The following is a 19,125-nucleotide window of genomic DNA, read 5'->3' on the forward strand; positions in this document are numbered from 1 at the left end:
ATTTATATGCAAAGCAACACCGCCCATACCGGGGATTTTTTGACCTAGGTCAAAAAGTGAACCACGCGGTTTGTGCTATTGGTTCAGGGATAGTTTTCGCCTGATGCGGCTGAGCGTCTCCGGCTTTATGCCCAGGAATGAGGCGATGTCTTGCAGCCGGGCAGATTTATATACCTCGGGGTACACCTGCAGAAACCATTCATATTTGTCTTTGGCCGGAAGGTGGATAATTCTTTTTAGAAAATAGTCCCTCTCCATACAGGCTTTCTCCAGCACTTTTCGCCCCATGACATTGAGTTGAAGACTATGCGCATAGAGTTTCTGCAGCACGGGGAAGCTGATCAGGAACAGGCGGCAATCCGTTACCGCTTCGATGGATTCATAGGAGGGGAGCTGCGAATAGAAACTATAGTATGAACTGCAAAATTTGCCGGGGCCATTAAACTCGGTGGTGATCTCGTTGCCTTGTTTGTCCAAGTGAAAAGTTCGCAGGTATCCACTTTCAATCAGCGCCAGGTGAATGCTGGGTTGTGTCCTTCGGTGATAAAGTACTCCCCCCTTCTCAACTGGCGTGCCGACAAGGATTCTTTAAACACGATCAGTTCATCCTGCGGTAATCCCAGTCCACTGAATAATTTGTTGCTCATACGTTGAGTCGTTAAAAATCATGACGCACCCGTTTGAAATGCGATAGACGATGTCAAACGTTTTGCCCCCGGATCGGCAAATGATCGGTTAAAGATATGTATTAAAAGAATTCAAAGTTTTTATCTATTATTGACGCCACGTTATCTATCATGAACGGTCTATGAAGAAAATTACTTTGCTGCTCTTTTTAGCCCTTGCCGGAAGAGCAACCTGCCAGACATTTCCTCCCCTTGATCTGAACCTGATCGTTTCCTCCGTAGACGCCGCTTCAGGACGACGGGAATTATCCCTCGAACTGCTGGCCACAAAAATTCCCAAGGATGATCGCGTAAGAATGGAGAAGGCGATCGATGATCTGAATGTTTCCATCTCGCGCGACCGGACCAATGCCATACTTTTTCTGGAGCGCGGTCTGTTGAAGAAGCAATTGAGCATGTGGCTGGACGCCACAGCGGATATAGAGCGGGCGTTGCGAAATGATCCCAAGGAAAATGAAGCGCACTTCTATCTCTCCGAATTGTGGATGATGCAAGGCTCCCGCTATAACGCCCTGTCAGAAATCGAGCAATACATCAAGCAATGCCCCGACAGTGCAAAAGCTTTCTATCAAAAAGGTCTTGTCTTGACATTCCTTTTCAAAACAAAAGTCCGCAATTTCAAAGAGCAATGCCTGGAATCTATTCCCGAGTTTGAAAAAGCCATAGCCCTGAAGCCCAACTATCGGGAAGCCCTCCTGGTGCGCGGATATTGCAGCCAGTTTCTGGCACTTTTCGAACTGGCCCTGGCCGACTACGACAAAGTGTTGGCAGCCCACCCGGATGACAGCCTCGTCTATTTCTTAGCGGGAAGTCTTTACGACGAACAGAAGGACATGGCAAACGCCTGCAAGAGCTACACAAAAGCAAAGGATCTCGGTGCCAAAGTGCCCGACCGCATCCTGAAGCGAACTTGCCCCGGAAAATAGACCGGGCGTTCCGATCATTTGCCTCTAACGATGGGGGCTACACGCGTGCCGATAAGTTCGATGGACTTCAGCAGTTTTTCCTGCGGCAAATGCGCGTTGTCCATTTGGAACGTCAGGCGGGAGATACCTCCCAGTGCTTCGCTGTGGCGGATGATCTTCTCTGCTACTTCCTCCGGATTGCCTACGATCAAAGCCCCGCGCGCGCTTGCCTGCGCGTCGAAATGCGCTCTGGTCACCGGCGGCCAGCCGCGCTCTCTGCCGATCTCGGTAAAGGTGCGGGCATAGCCGGGATAGAAATCATCAAGGGCTTCTTTCGTGGTGTCGGCCACATAGCCCAGGGAGTGCAGACCCACTTTCAAGCGGTCGGGTGAATGACCGGCCTTGCTTCCCGCTTCGCGATACATGTCGATCAGCGGGCGGAACCGATGGGTTTCGCCACCAATGACGGCCACCATCAACGGAAGGCCAAGCACTCCGGCGCGCACAAACGAGGCGGGGGTGCCACCAACGCCTAGCCATATCGGTATGGGATTTTGTACGGGGCGTGGATAAACCGCCTGGCCGGTCAGTGGCGCGCGGAATTTGCCCGACCAATTCACGCGCTCGTTGTCGCGAATGGTCAGCAACAAGTCAAGTTTCTCGGCAAAGAGCTTGTCGTAGTCCTGGATGTTCAATCCAAAAAGCGGGAACGACTCCGTAAACGAACCCCGCCCCACCACCATTTCGGCACGACCCTTTGAGATCAGATCCAATGTGGCAAAGTTCTGAAACACCCTCACCGGGTCGGCGGCGCTCAATACGGTGACTGCGCTGGTCAGCCGGATGTTCCGGGTGCGGGCCGCGGCGGCCGCCAGGATCACCGTGGGCGCCGAGTCCAGAAACTCCTTTCGATGATGTTCGCCCACACCAAACACATCCAACCCCACTTGGTCGGCCTGCTCTATCTTTTCGAGCAGTTGGCCCATGGCCTCGATCGCATAAATGCCCGTGTTGTCAACTTTATCTTTTTGTATGGCCGCAAAACTGTCAATTCCAATTTCCATGAAGATGTTCCCAGTAGGTTTGGTTATATACATTTTTTTTGCGGAGAATGTTCCAATTTGGAGGGGAGGACTAAAGAATGTCGTTAAGTCCTGCAAGCCTTCCGACAAGGCACGTCGTTCCGCAGGCACAAGCTTCCTCTGGCCTCACACGCTTTCAAGGAACCCCGTGGATAGCACGCTGGATCTGTGCTGCATTTCAAATCGGGGATAGCGCTATCGGCATCCGCCGTGCTCATTTCAGTTCGTAAAGCAACATCGTTACCAATACTTGACCGTCTCATACAGATCATCCCATCCAGGATTAAACGCCACGATGAGTTCAATTTTTTTTATTCTCGAATAAGTCTTGATTTGTTTTTTCCGATCGATAGCTTCTTCTATGGAATAAAAAGTTTCATAATAAACAAGCTTGCTGACATCGTATTTGGCAGTAAAGCTCCGCGGATAAGCTTTTTCTCTGTGCTCGGTGACCCTGGCGTATAGGTCTGACGTGACGCCGACGTAGAAAACCGTGTGACGATTATTTACAACAATATAAACACAACCCCCGCGGACCATGATGTCAAAATAGCAAAACTCGGAAGTACTGCAAACCTTCCGACAGGCGCGTCATTCCGCAGGTACGCACTGCCTCGAGCATCGCATGTGGCCCAAGGAATCCCGTGGATAGCGCATTGGATCCGTGCGGGATTTCAAAGCGGGGATGAGGCTATCGGTGTTTGCCGGGTTTCGTTTCAGTTCGTGCGCAGTCCATCCCGTCTCAGTGCTCTCGAAACTCGGGATGTCTTGAATTGCGGGCGTGCGTTTTTATAGAGCTTGTGCCTGCGACATGACGTTTGCCGGTGTTCGTTTCAGTTCGGGCGTACGTTATCCAGGTTCAGTGCTCTCGAAATTCGGGATGTCTTGAACTGCGGGCGTGCGTTTTTATGGAGCTTGTGCCTGCGACATGACGGTTTTTGCCGGTGTTCGTTTCAGTTCGTGCGTATGTTATCCAGGTTCAGTGCTCTCGAAATTCGGGATGTCTTGAACTGCAGGCGTAGGTTTTTACCCAACTTGTGCCTGCGACATGACGGATAAAAAAAAGGGCACCCCAAGGGTGCCCTTTTCTTTATCCCACAACTCACTCACCAACCAAAGATCTGTTTCAAATTAGGATTCAAAACAACTTCCGATTGGGGTACGGGGCGGTAGTAGTACTTGGGCTCTGCAAATTCGCCGCGGTCCGGGTCGGTCACGCAGGTGCCGCTGGTGCCGTTGGAAAGGTAGAAGGAGGCGTCGCTGCCGTCGGGGCCAACGCGGTAGTAGATGAGTTTTACGCCGAGGGAGTTTTCCTCTTTGTCATCTTCTGCGGGGATGGATTCGGAATCAGAGATAAGGATGATGTCTTCAACGCCGTCGCCGGTGAGGTCGTATTTGCCGAGGCCGGGGAAGTACAATCCTTCCAGTTCGTTTTCGATGAGCTTGCCGGCGTGCCAGCGCATGAGGTCATCGAAGCGGAAACCTTCCAGGGCGAGTTCGACGCGTCGTTCTCTGCGAATCTCGCGCAACACATCGGCCATGCCGCCGCTCACATTCGGATATTGGGCTTGCAACACGGGATCGGGTGTGGGTGTCATGGTGAGGTGGGGCATACCGGCGCGATCGCGGAGGGCGTTGATGGAGACATCAAGATCCCCTTGGGTGAGCACGCCAAGTTCTGCGTTGGCTTCGGCATAGGTGAGCAACACTTCGGCAAAGCGGAGAACCGGAATGTCGACGCTGTTTTGAACCGTTACATCGGTGTCATTCACAAAGCCTTTCGTTTGGTGATAGCCCGAAAAGTTTTTGGTGAGTTGTTGGACGTAGATGCCGGGGCCTTGGGCATAGGTGGAGGAGTTGATAAGTTCCCAACCCGGATAGGCATACGTTTGATAGAGGCGCGGGTCGCGATCCTGAAACTCTTCCACAAATTGTTTTGTCTCGTAGTTGGCCTGATTGGTATAGGGCGTGCCATCGGTCATCAGGTAGGTTTGCAACAGGTTCTTGCCCGGGTTCGATTCGTAGTTGCCAAACATCCAGGGGCCCCAGCCGCTGTTGAGCAGATCGTTTTGAGTGAACCTGCTAAAGATCACTTCCGGGTTGCCCGACAGATCAGTGCTGACAAAAAGCTTCCCGTAATCTTCCATGGGGTTGCCGGTGGAGTACAGTGAAAATCCACCGTTGGCCATGATCTCCTTCGCGACATCGCTGGCGATCTGGAGATACTTGTCGGCCGTGCCTTGCAGGGAAAGTTCGTCGTGGTATTTCCGGTACGTTCCTTCATGCAACGCGTGACGAGCGTAGTAGGCTCCAACAACCCATTTGTCAACCGTGCCCAGGCGTGGATCGTCCTTGACATGCTCCCAGGCAAAGGCATAGTCTTCAAAGATGTGGTCCACCACGGTGGCTCTGGGGTCGCGTGCTTTGTAAAGGTCGGGATCGGTGCTGGTCAAGGTCCGGTCGTACCAAGGTACATCGGAGTAGCGTTTCACTTTTTCCATGTAGAATTTTGCACGAAAGAACCGCGCCAATCCTTCATAGTTATTCTTTGTGGCGTCGTCTACCTGGGCCTTTCCGAAGTTGTCCAGGAAGTAATTAACCTTTCTCAGTTGCGCCCAATCGGTAATCGGGTTCCAGCCATCGAGAACGGTGGCGGGCGATGGTGAGCCGAGCATCATGTTCTTGATCTCCGTCATCCCGGTAGTGGCCGCGTTGTCGGTCGACCGGTCGTCGATGTAGATATCAAATCCTTCGAAGTCATAGAGGCTGTTGATATAGATCTCCAGGTCCTCGGCGGTATTGAAGAAGTTCTCCTTCGAGATCTCGGTCTCGGGGGCTCGTTCCAGGAAATCATCGTTGCAGGACTGGACGCCCAGCAGCAGAGTAGCGGCGAGTAATACGATATATTTTTTCATGTCTTTAGATCTTTTGGGTTCTTAGAAACTCAATTCAAGTCCAAATGAATATCTTCTTTGGAACGGATACGCATAGCCCCAACCCGATTGGGTCTGCAACGACGGATTGGTTTTGTTGACGTTATCGGTAATGGCTTCCGGATCAAAATATTTTTTCAAGGCCGACCACTCCGTGAGGTTTTCGCCGCTCACATAAATGCGCAAACGGTTTATGTGCACACGTTCCAGCACGGCACGGGGGATGGAATAGCCAATGGTGAGGTTCTTCAAACGAAGGTAGGCAGCACTCAGCATGTAGCGGGTCTGGGGTATTGCCAACCCTTGCGACTGGTCGACGCGCTCGCCTAAGTTGCGGTCGGCAAGCCAGGCCTGCAGCACAGGATATTTGGCATCGGTGTTTGCCTCGGCAAGTCCCGCATTGATATACGATTGTGAATGCTGAGCCATGAGAGCCGGGCTGTCGGCTGCTCCCCGGTAGAAATCCGTAAGGTGTTCGTAGCCTCCGGCATAGGGCTGCTGGTAGAATCCCCAGTAGAGATATTGCAAAGGATAGTAGTCCATTTTGCCAACACCCTGGAAGAAAATACGGAAGTCGAAGCCATTCCATTCTCCGCCCAGGTTGATGCCATAGCGGTAGCGTGGCAGCATGTTGCCAATGACGGAGAGATCCTTGGGATCATTGACGGTCGTTCCTTTTTGGATGGTATGATCGCCATCCAGATCCTGATATTTAGGCCATCCCGGCACGATGTTCAGCGCGCCCCAGGGGATGATGGCGGTTTGGTCGAGGTTGTTGATCTCTTCCTGGGTTTTAAACAGGCCATCGCTCTTCAATCCCCAGATCTCGCCCAGGCGTTGTCCTTCGTAGAATTGCGTGAGGTTCTTGTTGGGGTTGTCAAACCGGGTAACGTACGATTTGTTGTCCGACAAGATGACTCGGGCGTTGAAGTGGAGTGGCTTTGCTGCTACCGTAAATTCGTCATCATAGGCCAGCGACATTTCCCAACCCTGCGTTTTCAGGTCTGCGGCATTTTCGAGCGGCGGGTTTGCTCCAAAAACACCGGGAAGGGTTTTTCCGGGCATGAGCATATCTTTGGTGTCGCGTCGGTAGATATCAAACGTCGCGCTGATGCGTTGCTGGAGGAAACCCAGGTCGACACCAAGATTCCGGGTGTAGACTTTCTCCCAGGTATAGTTGGACGATACCGGCGCCGGGGCCGAGATCATCGTCGGGCGGGCACCGTCGAAGAGATAGCTGGCTGTGCCGGCGTACATCAATTCGCGATAACCATATTCTCCCACACCGGATTGATTTCCCAGCGCGCCGTAGGATCCACGCACCTTGAATGCGTTCACCACACCGGACAACGGTTGCCAGAAACTTTCTTTATCCAGCCTCCAGGCAGCCGAAGCCGACGGGAAAAATCCAAAGCGTTTGTCTTTCGGGAACTTGGAAGAGCCATCATAGCGTCCGTCTAACTCTACGATGTAACGATCGTTGTAGATATAATTCAGGCGGTAGAAAGCTCCCCGGATAGACCAACTCTTGATTCGTTCGCCAACGGTGGGTATGCCGGTAGCCAGCTGTGGTGTGGGGAGTGCAGTAGAGATCACCCCGGTCCGGGCCATCGTCGTGGTTCCGAGGTTGCTGAATTCCTGGTTGTATCCAACAATGGCGTTGAAATAATGACGGCTCAAAGTCTTTTCGAACGTTGCATAGGTGTTCGATACATAATAGCTATAGAAGGCAGCGGCCCGGTAGGCGGTGTTGGTGCCTTGCGTACGGATGTCGCCGGGACCGTATCCGATGTCATACTTCCGTTGATAGCTTGTGGAGTCGGTGTTGTCGCGGCGCACGGTGAAATCAGAGTTGATGCGCAGCATTCGGTTAAAGAATGAAAGCTCCCCGCTGAACGTGCTTTGGAGCATGTTTATTTTATTGTTGGTCTGGCCGCCGTTGGTGAGCTGCGCGCCGAGGAACCCGACATCATTGTTCGCCCACGTGCCATCGGGGTTTTTATCCCAGCTGGTGGGCGTGAGATTGAAAAGGTTTTGGAGGTCCATATAGAACGGCTTCACCCGGTCGGTGAAGGCCACCGAGGTGTTGTTGCCGATCGAAAGCCACTTGTAGGGTTTGAAATTTATTTTTCCCCGGAACGAGTAACGATCAAATTTATCTTTGGCCAGTTTGAGCGCTCCGTTTTGAGAATCATAGGAGCCGGAAAGATAATAGGACGTGTTGCCCGCCTTGCCGGATAACGACAGGTTCTGACGTTGCGACACAGTGGGGTTGTCGAGGTAGTATTTTGTCCAGTCGCGATTCCCCATGTATTGCCATTGGGTGTTGTCGTTTGGATTGAGCCGCACGGGGGCGCTGGAGTTCGGATCGTCAGAGCGTTCTTTTGCCCATTGGTATTGTTCTGCCGTATAGTTCACATAATCCCAGGGCGTGTTGTCTGTTGATGTTTCCTGCAACCGCATGTAGATGTAGGGATCGGTTATTTTATTGGGAAGGATGGTGGGTTTACTCCACGAAAAATTGTTCGTGTAGTTGATCTGCACACCATCTTGTGTGCCGGTTTTGGTGGTGATCAGGATCACACCATAGGCTGCCCGGGCGCCATAGATCGCCGCCGACGAAGCATCCTTCAAAACGGAAATGCTTTTGATGTCTGCCGGGGCAATAAAGTTGAGATCTTTGGGATCCATGGGCACATTGTCCACCAGCACGAGGGGCTGTCCGCTGGCACTCAGGGAAGTGATGCCCCGGATATTGATGTTGGGTGTGCCGCCGGGTTCGCCACTCACAAAATCGACGTTGAGGCCGGCCACCGCGCCTTGTAAGCCCTGACCTACGTTCGCAATGGGTCGGGCCTCCATCACTTTCCCATCGATGGCATCGACAGCGCCGGAGAGATTCGCTTTCTTCTGTTCACCAAAGCCAACCACCACCACTTCGGCAAGAGAGGTCGTGTTTACTTTGAGGGGAACATTAATCATAGAGCGGGCGCCCACGGGTATTTCTTCCGTCAGGTATCCAATGAAGGAGAAGACCAGCACGTCGTTGGCTCCGGCTTCCAGCGAAAACTTCCCATCCGCATCGGTAATCGTGCCCTGGGTGGTTGACTTGATCAAAATATTGGCCCCCACGATAGGGGTACCGTCAGCGGCGTCGGTGATCGTGCCCTGAACGCGTGTGCTTTGTGCCCTAACCGGGAACGTCGCAATGACCATGAGCACCAGGCACACGGTCATCACTCTTGTCGCGGTTAGCATCCGGTTGTAGAAGTGATCCATAATTTGGGTTTTGGTTGAGTTTGATAGGTTAGGTCCAAATGGGTATTCAAATGTATCGTTTCAAAATAGATTGAATGACCATTCAATTAAATTTAACAGATTCTTCATATTGGAACAAATTCATTTAATTTACTTTGACAAAAGTTTAATACATGGGAAGAATAAGCCTCAAAGACACCCGCCAGAAAGAAATTATCCTGGCATTTTATACCGTTGCAAAAAAAATAGGACTCGAAAATGCCTCGATTGCCAAGGTGGCCGACCATATGGACATCAATCCCAGCCTGATCGTACACTATTTTAAAACCCGGGAAGCGTTGTTTTCCGGACTGATCGACTTCATTTTGGAGCAGTACAGCGACATTTATAAAACGAACGGGCAGGACTATACGAACGCCCGCGAACTGAAACAGCTCATCGACAACCTTTTTTCACGAAAATGGAATAAGCTTTTTGACGACAGCGTGTTTTACAGTTGTTATGCGCTGGTCTACAGGGACAAGAAAATACGGTCAGCCTTCAAGGCCCTGCACGAATCCTTGCGCAAACTGCTGACGGATGCCCTGCAGAAAGCCAATAAAAACGGAGTCATCAACATCCGAAACGAGAAAGAGACGGTAGAAATAATTTTTGCGCTTATGGAAGGAGCCTATTATTACCTGGGCATGGTGGATTCCAAAACAGACTACACCCGCAAGCTCAACATGCTGAAGAAACATGCGCTCCTCCAGTTGGGATTGTGACGGGCGATAGAGAGAAATCAGGTTTAATGCATTTTTAGCGTACATCGACTCTATAAACTATATATACCCGCTCGTCTTATCGCTTGATTTTCAGAATACGAAGAATGGAAAGGGTAGCAATCACCACCCAAATGATATTGACAAATAAATTAGGAGTATCCGCTTTATGATAAGAAAGAACGACCAGGCAAATGCCCCCGAAAGCATTTAGCGCGTGATAGTTCACCCGGTCGGGCTTCATTTTGCCCAAACTCAATAAACCATAAGCAACAACATAGGCCACCACGCCGGCCCACCCGATAATTTCAATCATTGCACTGTGCAGAAGAGCCGTTTAAAAAATTTAATCATTCAATAATTGCGGATGCTTTTGGGTGTCCTAACTTGTTTTCAATTTTGAACAGTTATTCAATATATTACGATTTACAAAAAATACACATATCCCATTTATGATAAAAATTAAATTTCTGTTATCTATTCTCTGTTTTCACCTGGTCGTTTTTGGACACGCACAACGCAAAGCCGTTTTTATTATTCTTGACGGCATACCCGCGGATGTGATCGAGAAAGTGGAGACCCCGGTGCTCGACGAAATCTCCTCCAAAGATGGGTATACACACGCTTATCTCGGCGGCGAAAAAGATGGCTACAGCCAATCGCCCACCATTTCTGCCGTGGGCTACAACCACGTGCTCACCGGCGTTTGGACGAACAAACACAATGTTTGGGACAACGACATTGCAGCGCCCAACTATCACTACTGGAATATTTTCCGCATCGCCAAAGCATCCAACCCGAATGTCAAGACCGCCGTGTTCTCTTCGTGGACCGACAACCGTACCAAACTGGTTGGCGAAAACTTGCCGGCAGCCGGCGGCGTGAAACTGGATTATTCCTACGATGGATTGGAATTGGATACCGTGCGTTTCCCCCATACGAAAGACGCGAAGCACATGTCCGATATCGACGAAGCCGTATCGACCGAAGCTGGAAAATACATCCTCGAAAACGGACCGGATCTCTCGTGGGTGTACCTGGAGTTCACCGACGACATGGGCCACATGTACGGCGACAGCCCTGCGTTTTATGATGCCGTGAAAAAGGCCGACGCCCGCGTTGGTAAGGTGTGGAACGCTATAAAAGAACGCGAACGGAAATTTGGCGAAGAGTGGATGATCGTGATCACCACCGACCACGGCCGCGGTGCAAAAACCGGCAAGGATCATGGCGGTCAAAGCGAACGCGAACGCACCACCTGGATCGTCACCAACGCCAAGCCGCTAAACGCACGCTTCCACCAGACACCTGGCGCGGTCGACATCGCACCCTCCATTCTCAAGTTTATGAACCTCTCCATTCCGGAGGAAGTAAAAAAGGAGATCGACGGCGTGTCTTTTGTCGGCGATGTGTCGGTCAGCAATCTGAAAGCCGTTCGCACAGGCGACAAGATCGAACTGAGTTGGAGCGTGCTGAATCCTACCGGCGAGTTGGAAGTTCAACTAACGCCGACCAATAATTTTGCAAAGGGAGGAGTCGATACCTATACGACGGTGGGAAAAGCTCCCGTGAAGGCTGGTAAATACACGTTCAACCTTCCCGCACCGGCATCCGCCGATGTCTATAAAATATTGATCAAGGCACCTTTTAACACGACCAACACCTGGGTGGTGAAAAAGGATTTTAAGAAAAGCAAAAGTTGATATCGCGCCTGGAAGTGATCTTGCACGATCACTTCCAGGTTACGTAGTTTGAAAGGAAAGACTTGCCAGTAGCGATGGGCTAGAAGTACGAGGAAAATCCAAATTGAAAGCCGGCCGTTTTCGAAGCGGGGTTGCCGAGGATATCGACTTGCCAGTTGTAGCGATAGTTCAGGCGGACCACCGTTTGTGATGTGGGCCTCCAACTGATTCCCGGCACCACGGAAAAGAAATCTTCGCGGATGTTGCCACCCGTTTCAATGAAGGTGCCTTTGTTCCAATCCACATACTCGATCCGGACCGCAGCGTTGATGACCGATTTTTCAAACCCGAGCAAACTTCCTCTTCGAATGGGTTGCACCACGTCCATGTACCCACCCACCTGGCGTTTGCCATATTGCTGGCTATAGGAATCGGGAATATCGACGTGCACAAAAGCCCACTCGGCCCGGATATAGGTGTTCGTCGCCGGCACGGTGGAGGTGAAATCGACGGCCCAGGTGTCCACCCTTCTTTTCTTGTCGATGATCAGGCCGTCTTCCTGGAACTTGTTGTAGACCCCGCCCATATAGGAAAGACCGAGTTCGCCGATCCGCTTGTTGCGCAGGGCGACTTTGGCGGTGATCAACGGCTCGCCGTTAAAGCTTTCTTCAAAGCGGTCGGTGTTGAGTTTTGTCGCGGGGAGGAACGTCTTATTCTGTGTGTTGCTGATGATCTGGTCGTCAAAACCGTTGGTGAGATACACTTCATAGGCATAGACCCAATCCTTCTTATACAACTTTCCGTAAAGACCAAACCCCACATTGCTCCACGTGGCCGGCAGCATTTGCGTGGCGGAGACGGGGCGATCGATGAATTCCCACTTGGGACCATCATGGTTTTGGTTGAACGCACCGATCGGGTTCATGATCACCCCACCGCGAAGATTCAATAAGGGATGGAATTCAAAATCAACCGAAGCAAATTCAATGTTGATTTCCTTTGTGCCGTCTTCGAATTCAATTTCGGACAAGAATTTTATTCGCCTGGAGATCGTTGAGGCAATAAACAACGTGAGCCGTCGCATCTGGAATTGGTGCCCTTCCGAAACACCGTCGGTGCCGAGGTGTTGCCAGTTCGCTTCCACGTAGCCCCCCACGGCAACCGGCACTTTGCCGACCGAGAGAAACGGCCGGTTATAGACCGCGTCCATGTTGAGCAGCAACTTTGTGGTGTCCTTTGGCGTGCGCCGCAACAGGGTGGAGTCGATCTGACCACTCGCACGAAAGTTTAACAGCAGCAAAAGGAGGATCCCGAAGAGTAAAGGTCTTTTCATGATTGTCGCAGGTCTATTTTGATTTTCCCATCACTCACGGTGACCGGGAATGACTTTAAATTTTTTTCAGCGGGCCCCTGGCTCACGGTTCCCTTGTTGTTGAATTCACTTCCGTGACTGGGGCAATGCAAATGATCGCCCGAGGCTTGCAACTCCGATCCCTGGTGTGTGCACTTCATCCACAGGGCGCTGTATTCATTTTCTGAAAAACGATACACATAGATGGGAAACTCCAGCGTATCATTTTGCACGAGTATATAAGGACGGATGACGGTCTGCTCTTTTTTGAGATACGTGAATTCAGAAACCGGTACCACGATCCCGTTGGCTTCGATGGTGCCGGTGGCATAATGCGTGCTCTGACAGTTTGTTAAAACCAAGGGAACGATGCCCCCACCGAGGCAACCCAGACACGTTTGCCGGATGAATTTTCTTCTGTTCATAATTTTCGCCTTACAGGTTTTCCAGGAATTGAATCAATTTGGTTTTGTCATCGGCCGAAAGGCTCACATACCGGTCTTTCACTTGCGCAGCCTCACCGCCATGCAAGAGGATGGCCTCTTCAATGCTTCCCGCTCTTCCATCGTGCAACAAGAAATATTTTCCGCCTTGAGAATTTTTTGAGAGCCCCAGACCCCACAACGGTGGTGTTCGCCATTCGTAGGTTTTTGCAGATCCTTCTGTGTAGCCATCGTCCAGTCCGGGCCCCATGTCGTGGAGCAACAAGTCGCTGTAAGGGGCAAAGACTTTATGGGCCAATGCGTTGATCGAAGAATTTCCTGTTTTCATCTCCGGCCGGTGGCATTTGGCGCAGCCTGTTGTGCTGAAGATCTGTGCACCCGAAACGAGTTCGTCTTTTTCACCACGGGCGATGGGGGCTTTTAATGTTTTCAGATAGAACACCACATCATTGACGCGCTGGTTGGGAATTTCGGGGTCGGTCTCCAGTCCTGAGTAAGTGTCGTAGGGTTCGTAGGTGGTAGTGATGCCAATGTCCTGATTGTAGGCCGTCACGGTCTGTTGAAGGAGGTCATACGTAGCGCCCTTTTTGCCAAACCTGCCGATATATTTTTCATCCTTTTCAACGCTGCCTTCGCGGGGCGTAACATATCCCTTCAACCTGATCCAGTTGGCCACGCCGCTGATGCCGTCACCATCCAGATCGTCGGGGTCGGCCCAGCTCAGAATTTCTTCGTCGGCCACCGCATCCAGGAAACCCAGGCCCGTGTTGGCGGGCGGTGTGAACTTTGAGTAGGGAGCGCCGGAAGGAATGCTTTCAGGGGTGTAGCCCGGAATAGCCCGGTGCTGCAACTGTGGCCCGCCCATAGTTAAAAAGAGGTTGCCTCGTTCATCGCTTTGGCCAAACCGGGTGAGGGTGGTGAAGGGATGACCCTTGCCATCGCCGGCATGGCAACTGCCACAAGAGGTAGCGACAAACAAAGGACCCAACCCATTGGCGGACGTGAAGACGTCGGTATTAAAAGCCGCATCGCCTTTCAGAAAGTGCTGATTTTCAGCCTCCGACAGGCCTTCCACGGGACCGTCCAAAAGGGTATCACTTTCGCGCGCGGCGGGTTCAAATTCGGAGCAGGCCGCGGCCAGGGTCAAAAATGCAAAAAGTGTGAGTCGGGAAAATATTCGGGTATTCATCGAACAAAAGTACGAACGTTAGAATTAAAATGTTAGATGAATCTAATAAAATAAATTTAATAATCTTACCCAGAAATTGCGATTTTTGATATAAATCGGGGCTATGGGGTCATTAACGGAAGAAAACTATATCAAATCCATTTACTCCTTATCCGGGGAAACCGGCGAAGTTTCGTTTACTGACCTCGCCCGGAAACTGGAAGTAAAACTTCCCACGGTGAACAGTATGGTAAAAAAGCTGGCCGTCAAAAAGATGATCGTCTATGCACCCTACAAAGGGGTGAAGCTCACCGAAAAGGGAAAAAAGGAAGCGCTCTCGATCATCCGAAAACACCGCCTGGCAGAATTGTTCCTGGTGAAAGTGATGGGCCTGGGATGGGAGGAAGTCCACGACATCGCCGAACAACTGGAGCACGTGAACTCGGCCCGTTTTTATGACCGCATGGACGAGCTGCTGAATTTCCCCAAAGCCGATCCACACGGCGAGCCCATCCCGGACACAGACGGAAAACTCCCCGCAAAAAAACGCATCGCCCTGAGCGAGGTGGCCGAAGGAAAAACCGTAAAGATCATCGCCGTCTCGGTCGACGAAAAACCTTTCCTGGACCTTCTCAATATAAAGCGCATCCACATTGGCGACACCATCACCATCCAAAAGCGCGAACCTTTCGACGGCTCGCTGGCGATCCTAAAATCCGGCCACGAGATCATCCTAAGCCAGCAGGTAACGGAGCGGTTGTTCGTGGAATGAACCGATAAGGCCTGCAGGTTTGCCGACAAAGATCGTCGTTCCGCAGGCACGCCCTTCCTCTGGCTTCGAACGTGTCCAAGGAACCCCATGGATAGCACATTGGATCTGTGCAGCATTTCAAAGCGGGGGCGAGGTTCTCGGTGTTTGCCGTTCTTCGTTTCATCCCGTGTGCAAGTTATCCGGTTTCAGTGCTCTCGAAATTCGGATGTCTTGAACTGCGGGCGTAGGTTTTAAAAAACGCGTGCCTGCGACATGACGAAGTACTGCCGGCCTTCCGACAAAACACGTCGTTCCGCAGGCACAAACTGTCTCTGGCTTCGCACGTGTTCAAGGAATCCCGTGGATAGCACATTGGATCTGTGCAGCATTTCAAAGCGGGGGCGAGGTTCTCGGTGTTTGCCGTTCTTCGTTTCATCCCGTGTGCAAGTTATCCGGTTTCAGTGCTCTCGAAATTCGGGATGTCTTGAACTGCGGGCGTAGGTTTTAAAAAAACGCGTGCCAGCGACATGACGTGTTCGCCAGGCTTCGTTTTTATAAATTTGGTTAAGCTTTATGAATTTGGTTAAGTTTTATGATTTTGGTTAAAAGGATTACCTTTAATCATCTCATTACCTGACGGTCCCTATGGCCGGTTAGCTGTAGTCATCCGTCTAAAAAATTAAGTATGTCCGATTTCTTTTATTGGTTGCCCGGCCTGCTCGTTGTGGTTGATGCGAATTTCAAGATCGTGTCCGGAAATAAGGAGTTTGTGGAGTATGCTTCACCGGATCACGGTAACATCTTTGGCAAAGAAATATTTTCGCTGTTCAAAACTCCACGACACATACTGCAGTCCGCTCTGGAGGATGTCCGGATCAATAAGCAACCAACCTCTCCGTTGCTTTTTACTGAGGCCGATAAAACTGTCAAAATTGAATTCACACCTGTGCCCGAGAATGGCGGTGTCCCCTTCGTCATTCTGAAAATAGAATTTACCACTGCCGACGCCAAAAATGCCACGGACACGCACGACCTGTTTGCCAACCTGTTCGAATTCAACCCCGCGGCCCTGGCCATTTCCCGCCTCAGTGACGCGACCATCATCAACGTGAACGAGGCGTTGCTACGGCTGCTCGACTTTTCCGACAAGGCCGAGCTGGTCGGCAAGACCGCCGAAAGCCTGAACCTGATGGACAACCCGGAGCAGCGAAATGAGATCATCCGTCAGCTAAAAGAAAACAAGAAGGTGATGAACACCGAGGGCAGCCTCCGTACGCGAAAGGGAAATGTCAAGTGGACTTCGATGTCGCTATTGCTGGTGAACCTGAACGATGAGCCCTGTTTGATCGCGGTCATGATCGATATCACCGAAAGAAAAATGGCGGAGGATAAGTTAAAGAGCATCAACGCCGAGTTGGAAGATCGGATCATGGAACGGTCGAGAAAGATGTTGGAGACGGAGCTTGAGTATCACTCCGTCATCGAGCAGGCCACGGACGGCATTTTTATTTCGGATGACAAGGGAAAATATATCGATGTCAACCCCAGCGCCTGCGCACTGTTGGGGTATACCAAAGAAGAGTTCCTGAAAATGACCACGCAGGATGTGCTGCAACCGGAAGAAGCGAGACGCAATCCTCCGAAGTTTGCAGAGTTGCTGGATGGCAAAAAGATCTTGAGCAGGCGAAACCTGATCCGGAAAGACGGCTCCCTCGTTCCCGTCGAGATCAACGCGCGGATGCTCACCAACGGCCGCATGCTGGGCATGGTGCGCGACATCACCGAACGCCAGCGGGAAGAAGAAGCCATTCAAAACATGAACGCCGCCCTGGAAGAAAAAGTGAAGGAGCGAACGGCCGAACTGGAACGAAAAGTGACGGAATTAAAAGAGAGTGAAGATAAGTTTGAGAAAGCGTTTAAGGCAAGCTCTGCCGGCATCACCATCACGCGGCTTTCAGATTCCAGGTACATGGAAGTTAACGATTCCTTTTTGCAAATGATCGGTTGCTCCCGCGAAGAGGTGCTTCATCACAGTTCCACGGAGTTGGGGCTGATCGTGAATATAAAACAAAGAGAAGAGGTCTTGAGAGCATTGATCCGCGACGGCTCTTTCAAACATATGGAGATGACCATAAAACGGAGGTCGGGCGAATTGATTGAAATTTTATCATCCATCGAAACCATTCAGCACGGTGGGGAGAAGTTTGCCATCAATATCATCTACGACATCACCGAACTCAAGCACGCGCAACAGAAACTGGAGGTTGCCAACCGGGAGTTGGAGGCGTTCACCTATTCGGTCTCGCACGACTTGCGGGCGCCGCTCCGGTCCATCATCGGCTACTCCGAAATATTGAAAGAAGATTTCGACCCCGTGCTGGACGACGAAGGGAAGCGACATCTCAACAAGATCCAGAACAACGCCACCAAAATGGGGCGCTTGATCGATGACCTCCTCGCGTTCTCCAAGCTGGGCAAACAGGAACTGGCCAAGGCGCAGATCCACACCGACACCATGGTCGAAAAAAACATCCACGACCTCGTCGCGTCAACCCAAACCAACGCCGAGATCATCGTCGATGCCCTGGCGCCTTCGTTTGGCGATCTGTCCATGCTAAACCAGGTGTGGCAAAACCTGATTTCCAATGCCATTAAATACTCTTCAAAAAAAGAAACCCCCGTCATTCACATCGGGTCGTTTCCCGATGGGGAGGAGGTTGTCTTTTTTGTCAAGGACAATGGCGCGGGCTTTAACATGGACTATGGTCACAAATTGTTCGGTGTTTTCCAGCGGCTGCACAGGACCACCGAATTTGAAGGAACCGGAGTGGGGCTGGCCCTGACAAAAAGAATCGTCGACAAACATGGTGGCCGCATATGGGCGGAGGGAAGAGATGGGGAAGGGGCGACGTTCTTTTTTTCCTTGCCTCCGATGCCAGGGGATTAAAAAAGGTCAACATGCATCAATAAAATTACAAAGGGATGTCAAAGAAAATAGATTATACCGCCACGGCGCAGCGAATTTTCGCCCAATTTCCCTTCCTCACTTTCCTGAGCATTCAAATAAATTTCTGGATAATCGCCAATGTTCTCCTGGGAACGATCATGCACCTGCAAACCCGCTCGGTCGGCGAAACATTTCATTTGACCGGATTAGGCCGCCTGACCCCGGTGCTCATGGTTTGTGTTACGATAGGGATTTTGAATGGTGTATGCCTTGGATCGGCCGACTATTATTTTGACAGGAAAATGGCCAGGAAGCAATCCCTGGGACGGATCCTCCTTTTAAAGACCATCATATCCGTCAGTGTTTTGCTTCTTTTTTTTGCGCTCCTTCGATTTGTCTTATTTGATTGGGTGCGCTCCCCACAACTGGCATCCGGGCTGAGTCCCAAGTCATGGGAATATATATTCTATATCCTGGCGATCTATTATTTCTTTATGACCCTCCTGATCAACTTCATCAACCAGGTGAATAAGAAATATGGTCCCGGCGTATTGGTCCCCTTGCTGCTCGGAAAATATAGCATCCCAAAAGAAGAGGAACGGATCTTTATGTTCATGGACTTGAAATCCTCTACCTCCATTGCCGAGAAACTGGGTCACATAAAATACAGCGAATTCATCCGTGATAGTTTTATGGACATTAACCGGGAACTGTTGCCCTTTCGCGCGGAAGTATACCAATATGTAGGCGACGAGATCGTGGTGACCTGGCGGGTGCCGGATGGACTCAAGGACTTTTCCTGCATCCGGTTTTTCTTTGCCACCGAAAAACATTTTTTAGATAAAGCTGAATACTACACAAAGCGCTACGGCTTTCTCCCACATTTCAAAGCAGGTCTACACATGGGGACTGTGACGGTTGTAGAAATTGGCGACATCAAAAGAGACATTGCCTATCATGGCGACACCTTGAATACCGCGGCAAGGATCCAAAGCGTCTGTAACGAGTACAATAAGAAGTTTCTCATTTCAGAATATCTGCTGAAGAAAATCGACGTCAACCATCACCTTAAAGCGGAAGCCTTGGGGATGATCCAACTGAGAGGCAAAACCTCGACGATTGGGATCGCGAGCCTGGATTATGGAATGCGTTAGAAAG

At 50.9% G+C, this 19,125-nt stretch carries 16 protein-coding genes; 6 read left to right on the forward strand and 10 right to left on the reverse strand.

Features of this window, described 5'->3' with window-relative positions; all coding sequences use genetic code 11:
• Nucleotides 1-75: 75 nt before the first annotated feature.
• Both BUB30_RS25050 and BUB30_RS35690 read right to left on the reverse strand, forming a co-directional pair.
• The gene (locus BUB30_RS25050; RefSeq protein ID WP_317044231.1) at nt 76-522 is read right to left on the reverse strand and encodes a Crp/Fnr family transcriptional regulator; all 447 of its coding nucleotides are present in this window, start codon (nt 520-522) and stop codon (nt 76-78) included.
• Nucleotides 507-647, reverse strand: a complete 141-nt coding sequence (locus BUB30_RS35690; protein ID WP_245804170.1) for a hypothetical protein — start codon at nt 645-647, stop codon at nt 507-509. The genes BUB30_RS25050 and BUB30_RS35690 overlap by 16 nt, the downstream gene beginning before the upstream one ends.
• Before the next feature lie 161 nt (nt 648-808).
• Between BUB30_RS35690 and BUB30_RS25055 the strand changes: the two genes are divergently transcribed.
• The gene (locus tag BUB30_RS25055) at nt 809-1,612 is read left to right on the forward strand and encodes a tetratricopeptide repeat protein (RefSeq protein WP_073139904.1); all 804 of its coding nucleotides are present in this window, start codon (nt 809-811) and stop codon (nt 1,610-1,612) included.
• Nucleotides 1,613-1,626: 14 nt separating this feature from the next.
• On the opposite strand, the gene BUB30_RS25060 is transcribed toward BUB30_RS25055, so the two are convergent.
• From BUB30_RS25060 to BUB30_RS25075, 4 genes are all read right to left on the reverse strand, one after another.
• Nucleotides 1,627-2,655, reverse strand: a complete 1,029-nt coding sequence (locus BUB30_RS25060) for an LLM class flavin-dependent oxidoreductase (protein WP_073141152.1) — start codon at nt 2,653-2,655, stop codon at nt 1,627-1,629.
• Nucleotides 2,656-2,913: 258 nt separating this feature from the next.
• Complete coding sequence (locus tag BUB30_RS25065) at nt 2,914-3,213, reverse strand: GIY-YIG nuclease family protein (RefSeq protein ID WP_073139907.1); 300 nt, start codon at nt 3,211-3,213, stop codon at nt 2,914-2,916.
• 566 nt (nt 3,214-3,779) lie between these two features.
• Nucleotides 3,780-5,588 (reverse strand): RagB/SusD family nutrient uptake outer membrane protein, encoded by a 1,809-nt coding sequence (locus BUB30_RS25070; RefSeq protein WP_073139910.1) that lies wholly within the window; start codon nt 5,586-5,588, stop codon nt 3,780-3,782.
• A 21-nt stretch (nt 5,589-5,609) separates the two neighbouring features.
• Nucleotides 5,610-8,885: a SusC/RagA family TonB-linked outer membrane protein gene (locus BUB30_RS25075; protein WP_245804171.1), complete on the reverse strand. Its 3,276-nt coding sequence runs from the start codon at nt 8,883-8,885 to the stop codon at nt 5,610-5,612.
• A 152-nt stretch (nt 8,886-9,037) separates the two neighbouring features.
• Between BUB30_RS25075 and BUB30_RS25080 the strand changes: the two genes are divergently transcribed.
• On the forward strand, nt 9,038-9,628 hold the full coding sequence (locus BUB30_RS25080) for a TetR family transcriptional regulator (protein WP_073139915.1): 591 nt from the start codon (nt 9,038-9,040) through the stop codon (nt 9,626-9,628).
• A 76-nt stretch (nt 9,629-9,704) separates the two neighbouring features.
• Here BUB30_RS25080 and BUB30_RS25085 read toward each other — a convergent pair whose 3' ends face one another.
• Nucleotides 9,705-9,941, reverse strand: coding sequence for a CBU_0592 family membrane protein (locus tag BUB30_RS25085; RefSeq protein ID WP_073139918.1), 237 nt, complete (start codon nt 9,939-9,941; stop codon nt 9,705-9,707).
• Between the two features lie 136 nt (nt 9,942-10,077).
• Between BUB30_RS25085 and BUB30_RS25090 the strand changes: the two genes are divergently transcribed.
• Entirely contained in the window at nt 10,078-11,328 is a 1,251-nt protein-coding gene (locus tag BUB30_RS25090; protein ID WP_073139921.1) for an alkaline phosphatase family protein, read from the forward strand.
• A gap of 79 nt (nt 11,329-11,407) precedes the next feature.
• Here the strand turns inward: BUB30_RS25090 and BUB30_RS25095 are convergent, their stop codons facing one another.
• Genes BUB30_RS25095 through BUB30_RS25105 form a run of 3 tightly spaced genes read right to left on the reverse strand, consistent with a single transcriptional unit; the run spans nt 11,408 to nt 14,290 of the window.
• The gene (locus BUB30_RS25095) at nt 11,408-12,640 is read right to left on the reverse strand and encodes a hypothetical protein (protein ID WP_073139923.1); all 1,233 of its coding nucleotides are present in this window, start codon (nt 12,638-12,640) and stop codon (nt 11,408-11,410) included.
• Nucleotides 12,637-13,083: a QcrA and Rieske domain-containing protein gene (locus tag BUB30_RS25100; protein WP_084138390.1), complete on the reverse strand. Its 447-nt coding sequence runs from the start codon at nt 13,081-13,083 to the stop codon at nt 12,637-12,639. The genes BUB30_RS25095 and BUB30_RS25100 overlap by 4 nt, the downstream gene beginning before the upstream one ends.
• Before the next feature lie 10 nt (nt 13,084-13,093).
• A complete protein-coding gene (locus BUB30_RS25105; RefSeq protein WP_073139928.1) occupies nt 13,094-14,290 on the reverse strand; it encodes a di-heme oxidoredictase family protein in 1,197 nt (398 codons plus the stop codon).
• A gap of 103 nt (nt 14,291-14,393) precedes the next feature.
• Between BUB30_RS25105 and BUB30_RS25110 the strand changes: the two genes are divergently transcribed.
• The 3 genes from BUB30_RS25110 to BUB30_RS25130 all read left to right on the forward strand — a co-directional run bounded on the left by BUB30_RS25110 (nt 14,394) and on the right by BUB30_RS25130 (nt 19,121).
• Entirely contained in the window at nt 14,394-15,041 is a 648-nt protein-coding gene (locus BUB30_RS25110; protein ID WP_073139930.1) for a metal-dependent transcriptional regulator, read from the forward strand.
• Between the two features lie 664 nt (nt 15,042-15,705).
• A complete protein-coding gene (locus BUB30_RS34685; protein WP_084138391.1) occupies nt 15,706-17,967 on the forward strand; it encodes a PAS domain-containing sensor histidine kinase in 2,262 nt (753 codons plus the stop codon).
• Between the two features lie 35 nt (nt 17,968-18,002).
• Complete coding sequence (locus BUB30_RS25130) at nt 18,003-19,121, forward strand: adenylate/guanylate cyclase domain-containing protein (protein ID WP_073139933.1); 1,119 nt, start codon at nt 18,003-18,005, stop codon at nt 19,119-19,121.
• The last annotated feature ends 4 nt before the right edge of the window (nt 19,122-19,125 follow it).

It is taken from the genome of Chryseolinea serpens (assembly GCF_900129725.1).
In the GTDB taxonomy this organism is placed as follows: domain Bacteria; phylum Bacteroidota; class Bacteroidia; order Cytophagales; family Cyclobacteriaceae; genus Chryseolinea; species Chryseolinea serpens.

Bases quoted from the DNA above. Each gene is read 5' to 3' on its own strand.
- BUB30_RS35690 (WP_245804170.1), bottom strand. From the start codon at position 647: ATGAGCAACAAATTATTCAGTGGACTGGGATTACCGCAGGATGAACTG.
- BUB30_RS25055 (WP_073139904.1), top strand. From the start codon at position 809: ATGAAGAAAATTACTTTGCTGCTCTTTTTAGCCCTTGCCGGAAGAGCA.
- BUB30_RS25060 (WP_073141152.1), bottom strand. From the start codon at position 2,655: ATGGAAATTGGAATTGACAGTTTTGCGGCCATACAAAAAGATAAAGTT.
- BUB30_RS25065 (WP_073139907.1), bottom strand. From the start codon at position 3,213: ATGGTCCGCGGGGGTTGTGTTTATATTGTTGTAAATAATCGTCACACG.
- BUB30_RS25070 (WP_073139910.1), bottom strand. From the start codon at position 5,588: ATGAAAAAATATATCGTATTACTCGCCGCTACTCTGCTGCTGGGCGTC.
- BUB30_RS25075 (WP_245804171.1), bottom strand. From the start codon at position 8,885: ATGGATCACTTCTACAACCGGATGCTAACCGCGACAAGAGTGATGACC.
- BUB30_RS25080 (WP_073139915.1), top strand. From the start codon at position 9,038: ATGGGAAGAATAAGCCTCAAAGACACCCGCCAGAAAGAAATTATCCTG.
- BUB30_RS25085 (WP_073139918.1), bottom strand. From the start codon at position 9,941: ATGATTGAAATTATCGGGTGGGCCGGCGTGGTGGCCTATGTTGTTGCT.
- BUB30_RS25090 (WP_073139921.1), top strand. From the start codon at position 10,078: ATGATAAAAATTAAATTTCTGTTATCTATTCTCTGTTTTCACCTGGTC.
- BUB30_RS25095 (WP_073139923.1), bottom strand. From the start codon at position 12,640: ATGAAAAGACCTTTACTCTTCGGGATCCTCCTTTTGCTGCTGTTAAAC.
- BUB30_RS25100 (WP_084138390.1), bottom strand. From the start codon at position 13,083: ATGAACAGAAGAAAATTCATCCGGCAAACGTGTCTGGGTTGCCTCGGT.
- BUB30_RS25105 (WP_073139928.1), bottom strand. From the start codon at position 14,290: ATGAATACCCGAATATTTTCCCGACTCACACTTTTTGCATTTTTGACC.
- BUB30_RS25110 (WP_073139930.1), top strand. From the start codon at position 14,394: ATGGGGTCATTAACGGAAGAAAACTATATCAAATCCATTTACTCCTTA.
- BUB30_RS34685 (WP_084138391.1), top strand. From the start codon at position 15,706: ATGTCCGATTTCTTTTATTGGTTGCCCGGCCTGCTCGTTGTGGTTGAT.
- BUB30_RS25130 (WP_073139933.1), top strand. From the start codon at position 18,003: ATGTCAAAGAAAATAGATTATACCGCCACGGCGCAGCGAATTTTCGCC.